We start from the raw sequence: 19,073 nt of genomic DNA on the forward strand, positions 1-19,073 counted from the left end.
ATTAAGCAGGCACGTATCTGCCGCGGTGGGCTTCCCTCACCTGTCGGCGGTAATGGGACAAGAGCTCCTGCATTCCGTCCCATCCTGCCGCTTTACTGTTCTGGCATAGCTTTTCCTCCATCAGATGAACCTGAATCACCAGACTGTAATAGAGCTGTTTATCCGCGTTTTCCTGACGGCAGACCTTGACCAGCAGTCCGCAGGCCTCCCCATACTTTTTCCAAAGCTGAGCGCTTGCATTTTTGCGGCGATAGGGCAGAACCACACAGTTGGCGATCCAGGCAAGCAGTATTCCTACCGCGACATAGCCGATCCGGATCATAATGATGCCGCCCACCTGTCCCCAGCCGAAGCTGCTGAGATAGACTGCGCCGCCCAGAGCCCCTACCGTAGAACAGGCAAAGGTTCCCGTATAGCCGGAAAAGTAAAACGAAAGATATCCGGAAAGCATCATCAGCAAGCTCCTTGCCTGTACCGAAGGTACCAGGGAAAAAACCAGCAGGCTTATCAGGGTTCCAATGAGCGTGGCCGCAAATCTCTTTTTGGCCTTTCCCCCCACATCCTCCGCATAGGGCAGAGAGACGGATGCAACAGTGAACAGCAGCCATTTTCCATGGGGAAGCTGCAGCGCCTGCACAGCGAAAGTAGATAGTGCCAGCAAAACCGCCACCCGCAGGGCGTAAACTACACGAACCTGACTGAGATTCAACGCCGCTTTGCAGCGCACCCAAAAAGAGAGCGCCGTCTTTTGATACCGGGTACGCTCCTGCCTCTGGGTCATGCGCACCAACTGTTCCCGCAGGTAGGTAAGCGCTCGGAAAAATTCTTCTCCGGTCTGATCCTCGGAGCCAGCCACAAAGCATTCCCGTTTCAGTACCGGAGGCTCCCCCTTCTTTTTTTCCAGAAACATCCGGCATTCCTCAAGCCAAAGTAGGATTTCCCGAAGCAGATTTTCCCTCTCAGGCGTCACGGAACCTTCCAGGCCGTACAGGAGCAGGATCAGATGCTCCAGGCCCCTTCCTGCATCGATGGCGGCAAAGCTGGCGTCTGACACACAGAGCACCCGTTTGCGCCTCTCATAGACAATCCGGATGAGTTCGCATAAATTTTCCCGAACCTGCTCCGGATCATCCGGCTTCCCCTTTCCCTCCAACAGACAGCGGATACAGTCCTCCGCCTCATCCAAAATCCCGGTCAATGAGCTGCGCACTACATCGTGTACCCGATGTCCGCCCATGATAAACTGGTAGAGCATGACGCACACCGCCCCCGTCAGTACACCGGCCAAACGCTTCGGCAGCTGTTCCGGCGTAACAGGGGAGATAAATACAAGGAACAGATAGGAAAGAATATAGGGAAAGTAGAGGTGGCTGGCATACTCATAGGTAAAGGCATACAGAATCAGAAAAATCATGGCAAGGTTAATGGGGAGAGCTGCCAGCGGACCCAAAGCCCCCACAAAACTGGCCGCAGTGGCCATAAGTATCAGTACAAATGCTTGTGTCAGAAAATGTTTGACCGGCCTCGATGTCAAATCTCGTGCCATGGACGCCGCCATCAAAATGGTAAAAATCACCCCGACTATGGAATTTTCTATCCCGAATACGGCTTGAAACACATTGACAAAAATCAGGATAAAGACCATATCCAGAGTTGCAAAACGGAAATTTTTGCAGATACTCGCCCTTACCCTCTGAACTGCACTTGTTATTTTTTCTCGTCTCAATGGCATCCTTCCCCTTTCTACAACTATTTTAGCATGCAGAAAAACGGGATACAAGAACGCCTCCTTGGCCTCAATTCTGTAAACTTTTTGTGAATGAGCCCGTATGCGCCGCAGCATCTGGAACGGCTTTGTTTTACAGTTTGGATCGGCGTCTGGATATTTCCGGCCAGCAGCTCATGATAGGAGCCCGCTTCGGCCGGCATTCAGAAAAGCGCCGCATTGATTGCAGCAATGGCTCCGTCTGCCACGGCCGTGGCGGCCTGACGCACCTGCTTGACCCTGATATCTCCCACGGCGTATACACCGGGCAGCTCCGTTTCCATCTTGTCATTGACCGGGATGTATCCCTCCGCCAGCTCCAGCTCCGGATACAGCTCCGTATTGGGAGCAGCCCCTGCGTAAACGAAGATGCCGCAGCCCGGATCTTCCCGCCAGAAAGTACTACCATCTCTCACATCTGTAAGTTCCAGCTTCTCTATCCTGCCTTTCCCTGCCACGGCGGTGAGCCGGGTGTGAAGTTTTACTTCAATATTGCCCGCAGCTTTGACCTTCTGCTGGAACTCCGAAATGGCGCCCAGGGTTTCTTCAAAATGGAGAACCGTCACCTTTTCCGCCAGCCCAGAGAGGTAAATGGCCTCCTTAACCGCTCCATCAGCCCCGCCCACCACATAGACATGGCGTCCGCGGTATTGTTCCCCATCCCTGGCCGCGTTCATATTCATTCCCAGTCCGGTAAGCTCTTCTTCTCCGGGAATGTTCAGCCGGTTTGGGGTGGTACCGTTTGCCAGGATCACTCTGCCCGCCTCGTAAACATGCCCTTCTGTAAAAATTTTCTTGACCTCACCCTTCAGACGTACTCCCGTCACCCGTTCGTAGACCAGCTCCACACCCGATTTCTCCGTCTGACGCTTCAAGCGGGCCGCAAAGCTTCTTCCTGTCTCGCTTTCCAATATTCCAGCATAATGGGTCACTGTGGAAACTTTTCCGATTACGCCTCCCACCGCTTCCTGCTCCAACACAAGCACGGTTTTTCCGCGGCTCGCTCCATAAATAGCCGCGCTGACTCCCGCCGGTCCGGCTCCGATCACTGCAATATCATACATGGTTTTTCCTCCTTTTATTCGGCGGCCGTTCAAAACCATAAGACTTTCCGGTACCTGCTGTCAGGAGTGATCTCCGTCTAACATCATGTCCAGGGATTTCTTCCGCCTTTTCTTTCAAAAGCATATCATATTTATTTCATCATGAAAAATTATATATTATTATTTGATTATAAATTTCATTAATGCTCATTCCACTTCTCCATCCTGTAGTTTCACCGCCAAAGGAGTGTATGCCTCCCCTCACAGCAATCTTTGCCAAAACAGCTTTCTAAAAAAGAGAGCCCTTGAATTCGACCTTTTACGGCCAAATTCAAGGGCTTTTTCTACAATTTTTTGAGGGTCTGTTTAGCGGTAGTCGCTTTCTCTTTTTAAGAATACATTTTGTTTTCCGATTTCTGCTTTGCTTTAATGGTCCATGGGCGAAAGTACGCTCAGCAGCCTTCGCATGGAATCGTCGTAAAAACAGTACCGGTTCTTTCCGCCTTTCTTTGCAGCATACAGCGCCTGATCCGCCGCATGGAACAAGGTATCATAATCCGCGCCATTTTCCGGGGCCAGCGCAATCCCCATGCTTACAGATACCTGAAAGGACTGATACCCGCTGTAAAGCGCCCTGAATATGCGGTCAACCACTGGTCTCACATCTCCCTGATATGCTAAAAACAACAGGAATTCATCCCCGCCGACCCGGGCGGCAATATCACTGCTCCGTACGCTTTTCCGCACAATATCCGCCACATGCTTCAGTACTTGATCCCCAAACATATGGCCGAACCGATCATTGGCATCCTTAAAATTATCCAAATCAAACAGGGCCAGAGCGGTATGCGCTCCTTTTATATCCAGCGCCTTGGACACCGTCTTTTTTGCTGACGCCTGATTGTGAAGCTTGGTCAGGGGATCCTGTTCAGCCAGCTTCTTCAGGCGGTTCATCTGAAGACGTTCTTCATGGACATCCATAAACTTGCCGATGATACTGACTACCTTGCCCTCCTCCTCGTTCTCCCAGAGGGGCCTGGCCACCGCCTTGAACCATCTAGGTTCACCCTTGACCTGCAGGCAGTAAGAGACGCTTACAATGGGCCTTTCCGCTGTCGCACGGCGGAGACGCCGCTTGAGATCTGCAAAATCATCACGAGAGAAAACACGGCCCAGTTCCTCATTCTCCTCCGGATGCTCCAACAGCACACTCAGTCCCAGCAACTGAGCCCCCCATTCTGAGAGGGTGAGCAGATCACTTTGAAAGCTGTACTCAAACTGGATTTCATTGGACATGGACGCAAAAAATTGGTATCTGGTGCGCTCCTGGTCCAGCAGTGTCAGCGTACGGCTTGAAACCTTGCCGTTGGCGATCATCTGTGTGGAGAGTTCCTGGATGCTGGCCTCGGAAACCCCTCTGAGAGAGCGGAGTTTGAGTTCCTCCTCCAGGCGGGGGCCCACCTGCTGCAGGCACTCCAGCAGAAGAGGGTTAAACGAGCCGCATTCTCCGTTGAGGATCATCTGCATCGCTTCTTCATGGGAATAGGCCGGTTTGTATACGCGCACACTGGTCAGGGCATCGTAGACATCTGCCAAAGCCACAACCTGCGCCTCTATTGGAATCTTCTCCCCCTTCAGCCCATCCGGGTATCCGCGTCCGTCATAACGTTCATGGTGCCAACGGCAGATATTGTAGGCTACCTGAATCAGTTCCTCCCGGTGCCGCTGCAGGGCTTCTTCCATGATTTGTCCACCTATCGCACTGTGGGTCTTCATCACCTCAAACTCCTCCGGCGTCAGCCGGCCCGGCTTATTCAGGATTTCTTCCGGAATGGAGATTTTTCCCACATCGTGCAGGGCGGAAGCGTTGACAATCAGGGCGATCTGAGCGGCCGTGAGAGGGTAGCGGTCCGTTATCTCCTGCAGCTTTCGCAGCAGAATCTCCGTCAGGATACGGATATGCAGAACATGCAGTCCGCTTTCTCCATTTCGGAATTCCACGATATTGGACAAGATTTCCACCATCAGGAAATTATTTTGCTCCTTCTCCACGATCTGCTCCGCCACCAAACTTTCCAGCGCTTTTTGCTTGGAATAAAGCATAATCGTATTGCGCACGCGGCGCTGCACCGTCTTTTCATCAAAAGGACGGCTGATATAATCTGTGGCGCCCAAATCATAGGCATGGTCAATATAGGCAGAGGCGGTCTCCGATGATATGGTGATAACGGGGATACGTTCAATCCAATCATTCTTACTCATAAGGGTCAGTACTTCAAAGCCGTCCATTTCCGGCATGATAATATCCAGCAGTACCAATGAAATCCCATCGTGCAGCTGGTACAGCAGCTTGGCCGCTTCCAGCCCGTTTTCCGCTTCCAGAATCTCATAATCCTCCTGAAGCATATCCGCGAGCATGGACCGGTTCATCTCCGTGTCGTCCACAATCAATATCTTGCCTTGTTTTCCCATAGCGTCTCTCTTTCCCTGTTATCAGCCTTGCAAGAACTTTCGGATGCATTCTGTGACAATCTGGTAATCCTTTTTTACCTGTTCCAGCATCGATGCGGACGCTTCCGTCAAAGCGCCGCCCCGCAGTTCCTCCGCCAGCGCTGCAGATGAGGTATACAGCACCGTCAACCCCAGGTTCATACAGATGCCTTTCAGGGAATGGGCGGCGCGAAACGCCTCCCGGCCATCTCCCTTTTCGTAGGCCTCACACAGCAGGGAAAAGCTTGTATCTTCCGGGATCTTTCCAAGAAACCGCTTTACCCGGTCCTCATTTCCCAACCTGCGAAGCACATCCCCATAGTCAGCGCCCATATTGGTATAGCACTCTTCTATTGTCATTCCGGATTTCCTCCATTCATTCTAAAAGTAAATGTGACAGCAGTCCTTCATACTCCTCCTGCGGCATAGGCCTGTAGAACACATATCCTTGGACATAATCACAACCAAATTCTTTCAGCTGCTCCACCTGCTCTTCAGATTCCACTCCCTCTGCCACCGTGCGGATATGGAACTTCCGAACAAGGTCAATCACGCTGTGCGCCAATTCCAGATCCTGCTCTCTTCCATCCTCATCCACAAAGAAAAGCCGGTCAATTTTCAGCACATCCACCGGCAGGTTTTTGAGCAGGCTCAGTGAAGAGTACCCTTTTCCAAAATCATCAATGGAACAGGAAAAGCCAGCCTTTTTCAGCTCCCCCACCGTTTTGAGCAGCAGGGGGATATTGTCCACCAGGATGGACTCTGTAAACTCTATCTCAAGCAGTTCCGGCGGAATTTCATAGCGATCCCGTATTTCCACATAGCGGTGAACGAAATCCTGGTCGTAAAACTGGAGGCGGGAAACATTCACTGAAACCGGCAGGGCCTTTTTCCCTTCCAGCAAGAGGCGGTGCAGCCAGCGGCATACCTCTTCAAAAACATATTGGTCCAGCCGGTTAATCATGAATTTTCGCTCGAAAACCGGGATAAAAAGGTCCGGGGACACAATATTCCCCTCTGCGCTGCGCCAGCGGACAAGCGCTTCTGAACAGGCGATCTGCCCGGTACTGAGCAGTACCTTAGGCTGATAAAACACCTCAAACTCATGGGCATCCAATGCCTCCTGAATCCGATTTTCAATCCTCTTTTCCGCCCATAGGCGTTGGCGTATCTTTTCGTTGTAATAAACATAGTTGGGATTTGTTCCATTTTTAACCGTCTTGCGTGCGAAATTGGCCCGATCCAAAAAGCCGTCGATATTGAGGGCTTCCACCACGTCCTCCACGCAACAAATACCGCAGCAGGTGGAGATACTCTGCCCGTTCCGGCTTCGGGTAAGATACTCCTCGATCTCCCGGTCCGCACGGCGCTGCCGGACCGTAATCTCCCCCTTTTCCCGATAGCGCAGCAAAAGCACAAAATTGTCTGCAGCCACCCTGCCGAAAAGCTCGCCCTCCCGCATCTCCGCGCTGAGAATCCCGCCGTAGTGAGCGAGAACGTCGTCCCCGAAAGTGTAACCGTAAACATCATTAAAGTATTTGAAATCGGCGAAATCCGTATACAGCACGGCATAATGATCCTCACGCTGCTGTTCCAGCAGCCGCTGCGCCTCTTCCCGAAAGATGTCCATCTGGTAAGCGCCGGTCAGCGGGTCCCTTTTCGCCAGATCATTCAGTTTCTCGTTCGTGCTCTCCAGGAGCAGCAGCTTCTTGGCATACGCCCAGAAGATAAAGGACCAGGTCAGCAGCATAATCCCGAACATGCCGGCACAGATCAGCAGAAGTTTCTGGCTCTGTCCCGAGGAATAGGCCTCCGCGGAAAAGACCGTTTTATTCGCCTGCTCAAAATACGCCTCGCTGGTTTCCAGCAGCATAGCGCCGTCCTCCAGACCAGCCCGGTATGCGGAGATGCTCTCCCTCACGTCTTCCCACATCCGGTTGAGCTCCGTCAAATCTTCCTGATACCGTGCATCACGGGGGGAAGGAAGGCCATAGGCTCCCTCTTCCCCATTCAACTCCAGCAAAATCCCATCCAGATATTCCAGAATATCATCCCGCGCAAACCCCTCCAGCTCCAGCTTGACCAGGCGCTGCGTGGCTCCGCGCACAATCCCCACATAATTGATCAGCTTCCCATAGGATTGAATCTGAACAACTGTATGTATCGTGATGACACCCAGCAGCAAAAGGGAGAGAAACAGCAGAGCCAGCCCGCCCTTCAAGCGACCTTTCATTGCTTTTCCTCCTGTTGCCCTTTGTATTCCGTGATGTCATAACAAGAAAGCAGATACGCCTCACGCTCATCCCAGCACAGGATTCCCGTATGAACTTTCATCCACATATGATACTGCGGAATATAGCATTCCGCAGGCTCCTGCTTACAAAGCGGACAATGTGCGCAAGGCGTCTCGCTGCCAAAAAAGGCTTGATGGCACGTATTCCCCGTTCGTACCAGGGGATCCATCTCTCTGGCCTTCCGGTTCAGGTACAGCAGTTCCCGGCTTTGCATGTCCACGACATAGAGATAGGCCTCCTGTGCGTCTAAAAGAGCCTTCATCTGCTGGGCCGCCTGCCTATCCCTGTCCGAGGCGCGTCTTTTCTGCAGGAAAACGGCGAGCATCCTGGCGACCAGGGAGAGGGTTTCCACCTCTTCTTTGGTCCACAGCCGCTTACCAGTACATTCATCAAATCCCACAAACCCGTGAAGCCTTTCTCCCTCACGAATCGCGCACTGCAAGGTGGAACGGATGCCCTGCGCCTCCAAAAACGCCGCCTGCTTCGGAGAAAGTGTGTGGATGTCTCTGCAGTAAAAGACAGAACTATCCCTGTAAAGCTTTTCAAAATGATCCAACTCTGCGTAGGAGAGATGCTGCAGGCGATCTTTCTCCGGCTCGATTCCGCTGTTGCACCATTCATAGGTATTATCGCAATACCGCCCGTCCGGGGTGCTTTCAAAGATATAGGCGCGGCTCACGTCAAACCGTTTTCCTATAATCTCCAGAATAAGTCCCAGTGCGTGTTCCAAATCCCGAGAGTCAAACAAAATCTGGAACACATAGCCGATCAAATCAGATGGAACGGCCGATTGATTGGAATCGATTGACGTTCCGGCTGAGACATAGCCCGTATTCTCCACGGAGACAGCGTTTTCCCTGTCGTACAGCACGTACCGATCCTTCCCCCTGCTCTTTGCACGATAAAGGGCCTGGTCCGCACAGCGGTAAAGGGTCTGGTAATCTGTGCCATCCTCCGGATACCGGGCAATTCCCACACTGCAGGTGATCTCCAGCGCCTGCTTGTCCTGCCGAAAGAGCTGCCGGAACATTTGCAAGAGCTCTTCCGCCTTCTTTTCAACTGCGAAAGGAGGGATGCCTTTTAAAAACAGGATAAATTCATCCCCACCGATCCGGCCGACCACATCGCTCTGCCGAAGCAGTTTCTTCATGCCGGACGCTATCTCAGACAACACCGCGTCCCCATATAGATGGCCGTTGGTATCGTTGACATGTTTAAAATTATCGGTGTCCACCATAATCAACGCACAGGAAACCGCCGGCTCCGACGCGAGAAAAGTTTTGACCTGCAGTTCCGTCTCCATCCGGTTATACAGGCCTGTGAGGGCATCCCGCTCCGCCCGCTGCTTCAATTCATCAATTGCCTTTTTCTGCTCGTCTATATCGGCGATGACCCCCACCGCCTTTACCGGTTTACCGCTCTCGTCAAACTGGTCGGTGACACGAATCCGGCACCAGGGATACTCCCCATCTGCCTTCTGAATCCGGAGATCCGCCGAAGAAAAGGGGATCCCCCGGTAGGCCCCGGTCAACAGCTGCCGCAGTACCGGAATATCATCGGAATGCACATGGCTGTTCAGCAGCAGCCTATCCTTCACCTGCGTGCGTATGGGCTCATATCCAAACCGCTTTTCCCAGTTGGAGGAGAAGACCAGGGTATCCTCCCGGATATCCCATTCAAAAATGACGTCCGTGGTCTGATCCATAATAATCTGATGGCGTTCCAGGGAAAGACGCAGTTCTTCACGGACCTTCCTGTTCTCGGTGATATCCACCAACACACAGAAAAACCGCTCCTTCTCCCCCGCACAGGAGATCATCTGGCTGTTGTCCAGCACCCATTTATAGCTTCCATCCCGGCAGAACACCCTGTATTCCAGCGCAACTCTTTTTTTCAGAAGAAGCTGCTCCGCCACCTGCTTCACAACGCTCTGACGGTCTTCGGGGTGGATCATCTGCATATATTGATTCTCAAATTGCTCCTGCAGTTCCTGCTTCGTATAACCGAACAATTCCAAAAATCCCTGATTGACTTCTACCAGGGTATAGGCTTCATCATTCAAGTGCTGCTGCACGCCCCCAGGGATATTATCCAGCAGCATCTGGTATGCTTCCCTTTGTCCGCCGCATCCTTCGTTCATGCCAACCCCGGCCTCCTCTGCCGCCGAATTCCATCTTTCCGGAATCTACCGCCGCGGCCTTCTCCTTGCACTCCATCCCTTTTAAAAGTGCCCGTATTTGATTATTTTAACGCATTATTAAGAAAGAATCAAGCGTCAGATTGGGAACTCGAATAAAAAAACGACAGAAATTCTTAATTTATTCTTCACATTTACAATTTGTATGTCATTTTTTGTTTATCCTCTCGGAATAAATTCCATTGCTTCTTTCCCAAGTCTTTTCACATTCCCTTTCGGAAGACTGCGCCGCGCCGGACTTACCCCCCGGGAGGCAATACGATAAGGTGCGGCGGAAAGCGTCCCCAAAGGAAAACTTTCCGCCGCACCGCTTCCTGTGAAGCCCCAAAGTTCAGGATTCCACAGCGCAGATTATTCCGTTCTCACGCCCACGAACAACATTCCTGAGAATAGGCCCTTTCCCGTCCACTTGTCTGCCTGACCAATTGCGGCGGCGCGTTTGAACCCTAAACCAGGTTCGGCATGTGAAAGGACTGCTCACCCGTCTCCAGCGTTCCGGCTACTTTCCCGTCCTTCACCGCGAACAGGTAGTAGTTCCAATCCGCATCTTCTCCCTCTACCAACAGGAAATCCTGGTAAGTTCCGATCTTCTTGATGTAGAAATGGGGCGCTGTTCCCTCCTCAAAGGATGAGGGAGAAAATACCGTCGATACCGTTCCGCCATGAGGATCCACCCTCACAACGGAGTCGGAACCAAACACAAAGAACCCCTCTTCTGCTTTTGCGAACACGTTGTTCGCTATGGGAGGATCCGCCGGAGAACAGTTCTCCGGCGCATCGATTGCGGTGACCCTTGTAATCGACCGGTCCTCCAAGTTCATTTCCACAAGATAGAGCTGAAGATTTTCTTCCAGCATCATATCCGGGCAAAACAGCACATACAGCGTTTCCTCTTCCAACAAAAAACCAGACAGGAGCAGTTCTTCCGGCCGATACTTTCCATCCGGCGTCGTCATCCCTGATAGGTCAAGCACAGCGTCGGCGCCGTCTGTTGTCAGCGTCAGCTTTGTTCTGTCTCCCCAGATACTGTTTTCAAAACCGTCCGTATAACGGAGTATGCCGCCCTGATAGCATGCCGAACCAAATGCCGTACCCTTCACTTCCAATGTCTCGTCCTCACAGCGGACAGGGGGATTTGATACCAGATAGTCTCTGCCGTTCCAAAAGATCTGCAGGCCTTCCGGTTCAAGGCTCTCGACAACCGTGTTCTGCTTTTCCAGACGGCCGCTTTCCATATTCCACCTGCAGACCTCATATCTTGGCTTCCCCTCCTTTGCCTCTATGGGAAGCAATAGCGGGATTTTGGATTCCGGAAGGCCGGAATTCTCGGAATCCGCCCTGGTTTCCAGCTGAGAAGAGCTTTGCGGCCTGAGGGTTTCCGACACACCGCCTGTCCTGCCGCCGTCTGAAGAACGGCCGGATTCCGATACGCCGTCCGAAGAGACCTTTGTACTGCAGGAAGCAAATATCCCAGCTGCCAGCAGACAAAGAACCAAACTCAGTATTCTTTTCATAGCCGCCTCCCTAGTCATCCATTCATTTTCATTCCTGTTTGAGCGCCACTAACAGCCAGGTATATAAGCGGGCACAAGGTCCCTGCACTGACGGCACAAACTTCCCTTTTCCTTCATCTTTTCCATCAGACCGGCGCGGCAGCATGACGAGGCTGCCGTTATGTACCAACCATTTTACCCTCTCGCTATCCAGCTGCTGTTCCAAATGCTCTTAAATTTTATTTTTATAATATACTATTTTTAAAACTTTATCAATACAAAATAATAATTTACAAAGCCTTGGCTTTGTATTATACTTTTGTCAGAAAAGGAGCTGTGGATATGAGCGTCAGGGACAGCTTTAAAAAAGGTTCTTTGGAAATGTTAATTTTAGTCCTTTTACAGGGCGGAGATAAATATGGATATGAGATCTCTCAGACCATCGGAGACCGCAGTTCCAGTGTGATTACCATGCCTGAGGGCTCCCTGTACCCCACCCTCTACCGCCTGGAAAAAGAGAAATGCATTACCTCTTACAAAAAGCTGGTGGGAGAACGCAGAACGCGTGTTTATTATCACATGGAGCCGCTGGGGGAAAAACGGCTCCACACTTTGGTATACGAATACAACGTCGTCAATAACGCCATTCAAAAACTCCTGAAAGACTTTCAAAGCGAAGGGAGCATGTGAAAAATGCCAGATGCAAACCTGCACAAATACCTGAAGGAAATCAAAAATTACTTAACCTGTCCGGAAGAGGAAAAACGGAAATTTCTTGAAGAGCTGGAAAGCAGCATTGACGAATTTCTGGCAGATCACCCCCACGCCACAGAGGCAGATCTTGTCCATCGCTTTGGAGATCCCGCCGGGATCGCCCAGTCCTTCCTGCAGGAAGAGGACTTCAAAGAAGTACAGGAAAAAATCCGCTTAAAGGGAAGGGTGATCCGAATCCTGTCGGTTGCGATCCTTGTTCTGACAGCCGCAGCAGTGATTCTGGGCGGTATTTTTGTCATTGATACGTTCTCTTTCAACCACGGCCAGTACAAGGAAAGCATCGGAAAAGGGGAGCGGCCGGAGAATTCCGCCATTCTTCAAACCTACTGAGCGGGGCATTCCGGTGCCGCCTTTGCTCCCCGCTGCCGCAGGATGGCGGGTAGACGGGGCGGCTTTTCCGTCATACCGGCTGTTCAGCATATACATGGAGGAGGGCTGCAGAAAAAATCTGCAGCCCTCCTCCGTTTTTCGAAAAATAACGTTCCGCATCGCCGGGCAAGTCTGTGGAGACAAACCGTTTGTCAGGAACACTTTCCTGTAAAAACCGGTCTCCGGAATCATCGAGAGAGAGGAAGCCTGATTTTTTCCTCACCCTTCCTCTCCCCGAATACCCCGCAATCTGGGTTTACCGGCACTTCGTGGGAGACTGCAGAGTAACTCTGTAATTCTCCCATTTCTTCGGACGCCGGTACTTTACTTGCAGCATCTTCCCCCGTCGCCCAGATCCGTGGCGCGGGGCGGGAAAAACTCGTTGGTGGGGAATTCAATGCGCCGGAACAGCTCGCAGGGATTGTCGCTGGACGTCACGCATTCCTTTTCCGGGATACAGAAGTCGTAGGCAGGAATCAGCATCTGCACATTGCGCACGATCTGTACGATGATGAACAGGCCGATGGTGGCGTAGACCGTATTTTTGCACTGGCAGCACTCAAAGTTGTCTCCATACCTCTGGCAGATACATTCCGGAATCCGGCAGTAGGGTTCGCATCCGCATACCGGATGGTCGCACAGCTTGGCGGAGAGCGCCACCGGCTCGGCCACCTGCACCGTAGCCTTAGGCAGCACTTTGCAGTCCTGGGGATCCACATCGTCGATGCAGCGGTCGGATGAGTACATCTTCACGTTGCCCTCGCTGCCGTATAGGATCACCTTTTTGTTGAAGATAGACACGCCGTTTACAGGGACGGGGCACGATGTGGGGCCGCCAAACAGGTCCAGGGACACATCGAAGAAAAAGGTCATATCGACGGAATAGAAGCCCTTGTTGAACGGAATGGGCTGCAGATCGATATAGACGGTAATCACGCTCACATCCCGGATGCGCACATTTGTGGCGCTGTCCACCAGCGGCTGGCGCGCCGCCGGAAACAACACCCTTATGTCCTCGAGACAGTCTTTATCGGAACACGAATCGTAGATTCGCATTGCATCGATACAGACGGCCTCCTTGAAGTAATCCCGGCAATCATATTCGGGAGTACTCTCGTTCTCGGCCATAGAAATCTCCTCCTTTGGGGGTTCTCTTTCCATTGTATGACAAAGGGGAGATTTGGTGAGGGGAACAGAGAGATTTACGGCGGCCCCGCCTAAACACATGCCAGACTGCTGCTCAGGCCAAAACCTTTCTCACAATTCCATACAGCACCGGTTTCATGTTGTCGATGGTATCAGGCCGCCCTTCAATGATGGAAGAAAAGCAGGTGGAGCCGATCATCTCAATGATCACAAACATGATTTTAAACAGCTCGTCCTCCGTATGCTTCCTTGCAAAGGTGCTTTTTTCCAGCTCCGTCATCAGCTTGTCCCAAAGAGGGTCTTCCCTCAGACTCAGCTGCTTTTTCACCATGGGCCAGGAAAAATTCCGTTCCATCAGACGCAGGGTAAGCTTGCTCTTTCGGAAGTATTCCACCACATAATCGATCAGCATCACCACCTTCTCCACAAAATCCTCCGCATGGCTCTGCCGCACGAATTCATAGGCTTCCCCCAGGATACGGGCCGAAATCTGATAGGTAAGCTGCTGCAGCAGCTGATCCTTATCGTGGAAATAAAGGTAGAAGGTGCCTTTCGCCACATTGGCCCCCCGCACGATTTCATCCACCGAAGTTTTAGCCACGCCCTTCTCCAGAAACAGCCGGTAGGCTGCGTCCAGCAGGCTTTGCTTTTTTTGTTCTTTCTTCAGCTCAATTTTTTCCCGCATTGCCCCTTCCTCCCTTCTGCATGTTTCACTTTTAGTATAAGGCTTGAACCCCCGAAAGCGCAAGGGCAAACCATACGTTTATTAAAAATGACCAATAGTCAATTATCAACCCGGTTTTTCTTCGTGATCTTGAATATTGACCAATAGTCATTTTTGAAGTACACTTTACACCGTGATGAGGGCCAAGGGAAGAATACCGATGAATTGAAATTCCAAGCCTCCGGCACATTTGTGGCCGGTACAAACCCGGCCGCAGGATTCTATCCGGACCGGCAGCCGTAATCTACCGTATTTTTCCAACCCTCAGGAAAGGAGAGCTGCATATGGATCGATTTGCACGATGGGTGGTACGGCACAGGAAGCTCATTTTGATTCTGTCTGTTCTGCTGTTGATCCCATCGGTATTCGGCGCCGCGGGGACCTATATCAACTATGACATCCTCACCTATCTGCCCAAGGAATTGGACTCCATGGTGGGAGAGGGATACCTGGAAAACGATTTCAATATGGCGTCTACCGGTATGATCACCGTCGAAAACATGACCACCGCCGATACGCTGAAGCTGAAAGCAGACCTGGAGCAGGTGGAGGGCGTAAAGAGCGTGATGTGGACCAGCGACATTCTGGACGTCACCACACCGAAGGAAATGCTGCCGGCAGACCTGCAGAAATTTTTTTATAACGACAGCGGCGCCACGATGATGCTGGTACAATTCGAAAATCCCAGCGCAGACAAGAAAACCATGGAAGCCCAGCACGCCATAAAAGCCATCCTGCAGAAAAACTGCTTTATCGGCGGCATGTCCGCCATTCTGGAGGACACCAAAAACCTGGTAAACCAGGAAATGCCGCTCTATATCCTCTGTGCGGCGGGGGCCTCCCTGCTCATCCTGTTTTTGAGCATGAAGGAAACCATGGTTCCCCTGCTCTTCATGCTGGGCATGATTTTCCCCATCGCCTATAATTTCGGCACCAACTATTTTTTGGGGCAGATCAGTTATATCACCGAGGCGCTGGCCACAGTGCTGCAGCTGGGTGTGACCATGGATTTTTCCATCTTCCTGCTGCACCGGTTTGAGGAAGAGAAGGAACGGGGCTTTGAGGATGAAGAAGCTATGGTGCAGGCAATCCGCAAGACCTTTTCCTCCATCCTAGGCAGCTCGCTTACCACCATTGCCGGATTTCTCGCCATGTGTACCATGACCCTGACCCTGGGCGCCGACATCGGTCTGGTGATGGCCAAGGGCGTATTCCTGGGTGTGGCCTGCACCATAACCGTGCTGCCCGCCCTGCTGATGACCTTCCGGAAGTCAATTGCCCGCCATACACACCGCACCTTCATACCGAAGCTGAGTAAAACCTCCCGCTTCGTCGTGAAGCGGCGTGTACCGATTCTGGTGGGATTCCTGCTTTGCTTCCTTCCCTTCGCCTTCGCCCAGGCAAAGGTTCCGGTTTACTACACTATTTTCGACAGTCTTCCCCAAGACTTGCCCGGCATTGTAGGCACCAACCGGCTCAAGGAAGATTTCGGCATGACCACTTCTCACTTCATCATTGTGGACGACAGCCTGCCGGAGTCACAGCTGGAAAACCTGACAGAAGATCTGGAACAGGTCGGCGGCATCCAACAGGTGCTCAGCTACGAAAAATTCCTGGGCGCAGGGATTCCTAGGCAGATGCTGCCCCAAGAGGCGCGGGATATTTTCGAGGCGGGCGGCCGCAAACTGATCCTGGCCAATTCTTCCTATGAAAGCGGCAGCGAAGATCAGAATGAGCAGCTGGCACAGATGACAAAAATCGTAAAATCCTACGATCCTGCCGGCGTCATTACCGGGGAAGGCGCTATGACCAAGGACCTGATCGAGGTAGCTGACGTAGATTTCCGAAATGTAAGCATCACAAGCATCCTGGTGGTATTTCTCATTGTAGCCGTCGTGTTCCGCTCCGCTTCCGTACCGGTGCTTCTGGTAGCTGCAATTGAAAGCGCTATCACAATCAATATGGGTATCCCCTATTTCAGCGGCGCGGTGCTGCCCTTCGTAGCCAGCATTGTTATCGGTACCATCCAGCTTGGCGCTACGGTAGATTACGCCATCCTGATGACCACCCGATTCCGTGAGGAAATGAACCTGGGCCGCACTGCAAAGGAAGCCGCCCAGACCGCGGTGGAGCAGTGCAGCCAAAGCATTCTGACCAGCGGACTGACCTTTTTCGCCGCCACCTTCAGCGTCTCCCTGGTCTCCCGTATGGAACTCATCGGCAGTTTGTGCAGACTGATCAGCCGCGGCGCGCTGATCAGCATGGCCGTTATTCTTCTGGTACTGCCCGCCCTGCTGGTGCTTACCGCCCCAATTTTGAAAAAGACCACATTTCATTGGATCCAACCCCAAAAAGCAGAAATATGCAGCGACAACTGCAGAAAGGATGAAGCACTGCTATGAAACAATTCAGACAGAAAGCATTTTCCGCGTTTATGGCCGCGGCGCTTGCCGTGAGCTGTGCGGCACCGGCCTCGGCCGCCTCTGAACCCGTCAAAAAAGAGGAAACCATTTACCTCATCCTAAACGGAGACGGTTCTGTCCGGGAACAGATTGTCAGCGACTGGCTCCACAGCGATACCGGTTTCCACAGCTTTCGGGACAAGAGCGGCCTTCAGGACGTGGAAAACCTGAAAAGCGACGTGCTGCCGGAACAGGACGCCGGTATGCTCATTTGGAACACAGAGGACAAAGACATCTACTATCAGGGAAAAAGCGAGCTTCAGCCCCCTGTGTCCGTAGCAATCACCTATCTGCTGGACGGGAAAGAGATAGACGCAATCGACCTAAATGGGAAAAGCGGACATCTCAGCGTACATGTTGCCCTGAAAAACAACGAGAGCAGGCAAATTGCCATCGCCGGGGAACAACGCACTGTTTTCACTCCCTTTTTCACGGTGGCGGCAGCCATGCTTCCCGCAGATTCCTATACCAACATCACCGCAGAGCACGGTACCGTACAGACAGATTCCAAAACCAACCTGGTCTGCTTTCTGGCCATGCCCGGCGTCTCCGAGAGCCTTTCCGGATTACTTCCGGAAAATTTTACCGGCCTGGACAGCCTGATGCTGGACGAAATCACTCTGGAAGCTGATGTGACGGACTGCCGGGTACCCTCCTTCCTGTTTGCCTCCTCTCCCACCCTGGAGGGATTGAGCCTGGATGGAGAGGGAAGTTTAAGCGAACTGCAGGACCTGCAGAACGCCACAAGGGAACTGCAGGACGGAGCGGGCGTGCTAGATGACGCTGCGGCAACTCTGCAGGAGAAGCTGGGCGAGTTTGCCGACGGCTATTCGGAATTCGACGCGGGCGTGGATTCCGCCCTGGACGGCTCCCGGCTCCTTGCCGCGGGCAGTGAAAACCTGCTGGATAACGTGGCTCTGCTTTCCGATAAATCCGCGGAGCTGGCGAACGGCGCTTCTCAGCTGCGGGACGGGACTGCCCAGCTTGCAGGCCTGCTCAACACACAGCTGGTGCCCGGTCTTATTCAGGCCGGAACCCAAAAGGACGACCTGCGCAGCAAAATGGAAGAGCTCTTCCAGCAGGTGGATTCCGTCACCATCCCCGACACCTCCGGAATCAGGAATCAGCTGGCGGGCGGCGTCCAACAGGTATTTGACACCGCCGCTTACGGCGCTTCCAGCGCTACAGCACAGAATGTGTCTTCCGGTATCCGAGAAGGCTGCAAGGAGGCGGCGGCGGGAGCCATCAGCGCTGTGCTGAATTCGGCCTCCCAGGCTTCTGCAGAGGATGCAGCCGCCCAGTATAACGACGCCCTTTCCGGCATATTGCAAAGCCAAGTGGAGGCGGGAGCCCTATCGGAAGACGCCATGAACGCCATTCTGGCTGAGATGTCCGGCGTGTCCGTCTCTCCTCCAGCGGATCAGAGCGGTCTGGCAGGCCAATGTATCGCCGCCGTCAACGCTTCCATCGATCAGAACGTGGGGGTAGACCCTGACGCTGTAGCCCAGCAGATCACTGCCGGTATGAGCGGTGTCAGAGAACAGGCGGTAAGCCAGGTGGTAAGCGCAGTTCCAGATTTGGACGCCTCCCAATTCTATACGCTGCTGGATGAATTCCAGGACCTGTCCGGAGAGGCCTCTGCAATGCTGGACTCTGTGGATGTTCTGACCGGCGCGCTTTACAATACCCAAAACCCGGAAGATTCCGCAACCGTAGTGGGGGCCGCTGACGCGCTTGCCGCCGGAGCCGACAGTCTGAGCCAGGGCGCGTCCGCTCTATCCAACGGGACAAATACCTTTGCCTCCGGTGCAGGCGAGCTGCAGAGTGGGGCCGACAGTCTGTGGGCCGGCCTGCAGACCCTCTCCAGTTCCAGCAAGACCGTTTCCTCTTCCATTGCTCAGTTCCAAGACGGAGGCGCGGAGCTGAAGGATGGAACCTCCCAACTGCGGGAAGGCCTGAACGCTTACGCCTCTGAAGGCATTGAAAAGCTCACCGGACTTGCAGACCCCGATTCCGCCCTGGGACAGACGCTTTCCGCTATGAAGGAACAGGCGGGGGAGTATGAGGGCGCAGGCCGCTCAGACGGCGAGACCTTCACCGTCAAGCTGGTAATGCGTACTGCAGCAGCAGAATCCAACGAGGCGGAACCTGCTCCTACAGATACCGAAGAAGAAATCCATAAGCCGCAGAAGTCTGATACCAATCTTTGGGAGCGCATCAAAAACCTCTTTTCCTGAGATTTCCAAGGCAGGATTTCTGCCAATTAAGAGAATCGGATTGAAACCAGGTCCGAAAAACAAAAAGCCTTTCTCCGGA

Annotated in this window: 14 protein-coding genes; 4 read left to right on the top strand and 10 right to left on the bottom strand. The window is 52.7% G+C overall.

Annotation, left to right across the window (positions count from 1 at the left end):
• Position 1: 1 nt before the first annotated feature.
• The 7 genes from BN3911_RS15815 to BN3911_RS15850 all read right to left on the bottom strand — a co-directional run bounded on the left by BN3911_RS15815 (position 2) and on the right by BN3911_RS15850 (position 11,303).
• Positions 2-1,726 (bottom strand): FUSC family protein, encoded by a 1,725-nt coding sequence (locus BN3911_RS15815; RefSeq protein WP_338086355.1) that lies wholly within the window; start codon positions 1,724-1,726, stop codon positions 2-4.
• Positions 1,727-1,929: 203 nt separating this feature from the next.
• Positions 1,930-2,829, bottom strand: a complete 900-nt coding sequence (locus tag BN3911_RS15825; protein ID WP_066867302.1) for an NAD(P)/FAD-dependent oxidoreductase — start codon at positions 2,827-2,829, stop codon at positions 1,930-1,932.
• 405 nt (positions 2,830-3,234) lie between these two features.
• Positions 3,235-5,280 carry a bifunctional diguanylate cyclase/phosphohydrolase gene (locus BN3911_RS15830; RefSeq protein ID WP_066867304.1) on the bottom strand — a complete coding sequence of 682 codons (2,046 nt, stop codon included), beginning with the start codon at positions 5,278-5,280 and terminating at the stop codon, positions 3,235-3,237.
• Positions 5,281-5,301: 21 nt separating this feature from the next.
• On the bottom strand, positions 5,302-5,658 hold the full coding sequence (locus tag BN3911_RS15835; protein WP_066867306.1) for an Hpt domain-containing protein: 357 nt from the start codon (positions 5,656-5,658) through the stop codon (positions 5,302-5,304).
• A 16-nt stretch (positions 5,659-5,674) separates the two neighbouring features.
• Positions 5,675-7,531 carry a putative bifunctional diguanylate cyclase/phosphodiesterase gene (locus BN3911_RS15840; protein WP_066867308.1) on the bottom strand — a complete coding sequence of 619 codons (1,857 nt, stop codon included), beginning with the start codon at positions 7,529-7,531 and terminating at the stop codon, positions 5,675-5,677.
• Entirely contained in the window at positions 7,528-9,732 is a 2,205-nt protein-coding gene (locus BN3911_RS15845; protein ID WP_066867310.1) for a sensor domain-containing diguanylate cyclase, read from the bottom strand. The genes BN3911_RS15840 and BN3911_RS15845 overlap by 4 nt, the downstream gene beginning before the upstream one ends.
• Before the next feature lie 503 nt (positions 9,733-10,235).
• Positions 10,236-11,303 (bottom strand): hypothetical protein, encoded by a 1,068-nt coding sequence (locus tag BN3911_RS15850; protein ID WP_147578636.1) that lies wholly within the window; start codon positions 11,301-11,303, stop codon positions 10,236-10,238.
• A gap of 360 nt (positions 11,304-11,663) precedes the next feature.
• Between BN3911_RS15850 and BN3911_RS15855 the strand changes: the two genes are divergently transcribed.
• Positions 11,664-11,972 carry a PadR family transcriptional regulator gene (locus BN3911_RS15855; protein WP_187127776.1) on the top strand — a complete coding sequence of 103 codons (309 nt, stop codon included), beginning with the start codon at positions 11,664-11,666 and terminating at the stop codon, positions 11,970-11,972.
• Positions 11,973-11,975: 3 nt separating this feature from the next.
• Entirely contained in the window at positions 11,976-12,386 is a 411-nt protein-coding gene (locus BN3911_RS15860) for a DUF6120 family protein (protein ID WP_066867317.1), read from the top strand.
• Positions 12,387-12,456: 70 nt separating this feature from the next.
• Here the strand turns inward: BN3911_RS15860 and BN3911_RS15865 are convergent, their stop codons facing one another.
• The 3 genes from BN3911_RS15865 to BN3911_RS15875 all read right to left on the bottom strand — a co-directional run bounded on the left by BN3911_RS15865 (position 12,457) and on the right by BN3911_RS15875 (position 14,256).
• Complete coding sequence (locus BN3911_RS15865; RefSeq protein WP_066867319.1) at positions 12,457-12,648, bottom strand: hypothetical protein; 192 nt, start codon at positions 12,646-12,648, stop codon at positions 12,457-12,459.
• A gap of 101 nt (positions 12,649-12,749) precedes the next feature.
• Positions 12,750-13,553: a hypothetical protein gene (locus BN3911_RS15870; protein ID WP_242871150.1), complete on the bottom strand. Its 804-nt coding sequence runs from the start codon at positions 13,551-13,553 to the stop codon at positions 12,750-12,752.
• 112 nt (positions 13,554-13,665) lie between these two features.
• The gene (locus BN3911_RS15875) at positions 13,666-14,256 is read right to left on the bottom strand and encodes a TetR/AcrR family transcriptional regulator (protein WP_066867321.1); all 591 of its coding nucleotides are present in this window, start codon (positions 14,254-14,256) and stop codon (positions 13,666-13,668) included.
• A gap of 323 nt (positions 14,257-14,579) precedes the next feature.
• On the opposite strand from BN3911_RS15875, the gene BN3911_RS15880 reads away from it, so the two are divergent.
• Positions 14,580-16,697, top strand: coding sequence for an efflux RND transporter permease subunit (locus BN3911_RS15880; RefSeq protein WP_066867323.1), 2,118 nt, complete (start codon positions 14,580-14,582; stop codon positions 16,695-16,697).
• On the top strand, positions 16,694-18,994 hold the full coding sequence (locus tag BN3911_RS15885; RefSeq protein WP_066867325.1) for a hypothetical protein: 2,301 nt from the start codon (positions 16,694-16,696) through the stop codon (positions 18,992-18,994). Before BN3911_RS15880 ends, BN3911_RS15885 begins: the two co-directional genes overlap by 4 nt.
• Positions 18,995-19,073: the final 79 nt, after the last annotated feature.

It is taken from the genome of Neglectibacter timonensis (assembly GCF_900048895.1).
Taxonomy (GTDB): Bacteria; Bacillota; Clostridia; order Oscillospirales; family Acutalibacteraceae; genus Acutalibacter; species Acutalibacter timonensis.

What these genes read in the sequence shown, in the direction of transcription:
- BN3911_RS15825 (WP_066867302.1), bottom strand. Translation starts at nt 2,829, where the DNA reads ATGTATGATATTGCAGTGATCGGAGCCGGACCGGCGGGAGTCAGCGCG.
- BN3911_RS15830 (WP_066867304.1), bottom strand. Translation starts at nt 5,280, where the DNA reads ATGGGAAAACAAGGCAAGATATTGATTGTGGACGACACGGAGATGAAC.
- BN3911_RS15835 (WP_066867306.1), bottom strand. Translation starts at nt 5,658, where the DNA reads ATGACAATAGAAGAGTGCTATACCAATATGGGCGCTGACTATGGGGAT.
- BN3911_RS15840 (WP_066867308.1), bottom strand. Translation starts at nt 7,531, where the DNA reads ATGAAAGGTCGCTTGAAGGGCGGGCTGGCTCTGCTGTTTCTCTCCCTT.
- BN3911_RS15845 (WP_066867310.1), bottom strand. Translation starts at nt 9,732, where the DNA reads ATGAACGAAGGATGCGGCGGACAAAGGGAAGCATACCAGATGCTGCTG.
- BN3911_RS15850 (WP_147578636.1), bottom strand. Translation starts at nt 11,303, where the DNA reads ATGAAAAGAATACTGAGTTTGGTTCTTTGTCTGCTGGCAGCTGGGATA.
- BN3911_RS15855 (WP_187127776.1), top strand. Translation starts at nt 11,664, where the DNA reads ATGTTAATTTTAGTCCTTTTACAGGGCGGAGATAAATATGGATATGAG.
- BN3911_RS15860 (WP_066867317.1), top strand. Translation starts at nt 11,976, where the DNA reads ATGCCAGATGCAAACCTGCACAAATACCTGAAGGAAATCAAAAATTAC.
- BN3911_RS15870 (WP_242871150.1), bottom strand. Translation starts at nt 13,553, where the DNA reads ATGGCCGAGAACGAGAGTACTCCCGAATATGATTGCCGGGATTACTTC.
- BN3911_RS15875 (WP_066867321.1), bottom strand. Translation starts at nt 14,256, where the DNA reads ATGCGGGAAAAAATTGAGCTGAAGAAAGAACAAAAAAAGCAAAGCCTG.
- BN3911_RS15880 (WP_066867323.1), top strand. Translation starts at nt 14,580, where the DNA reads ATGGATCGATTTGCACGATGGGTGGTACGGCACAGGAAGCTCATTTTG.
- BN3911_RS15885 (WP_066867325.1), top strand. Translation starts at nt 16,694, where the DNA reads ATGAAACAATTCAGACAGAAAGCATTTTCCGCGTTTATGGCCGCGGCG.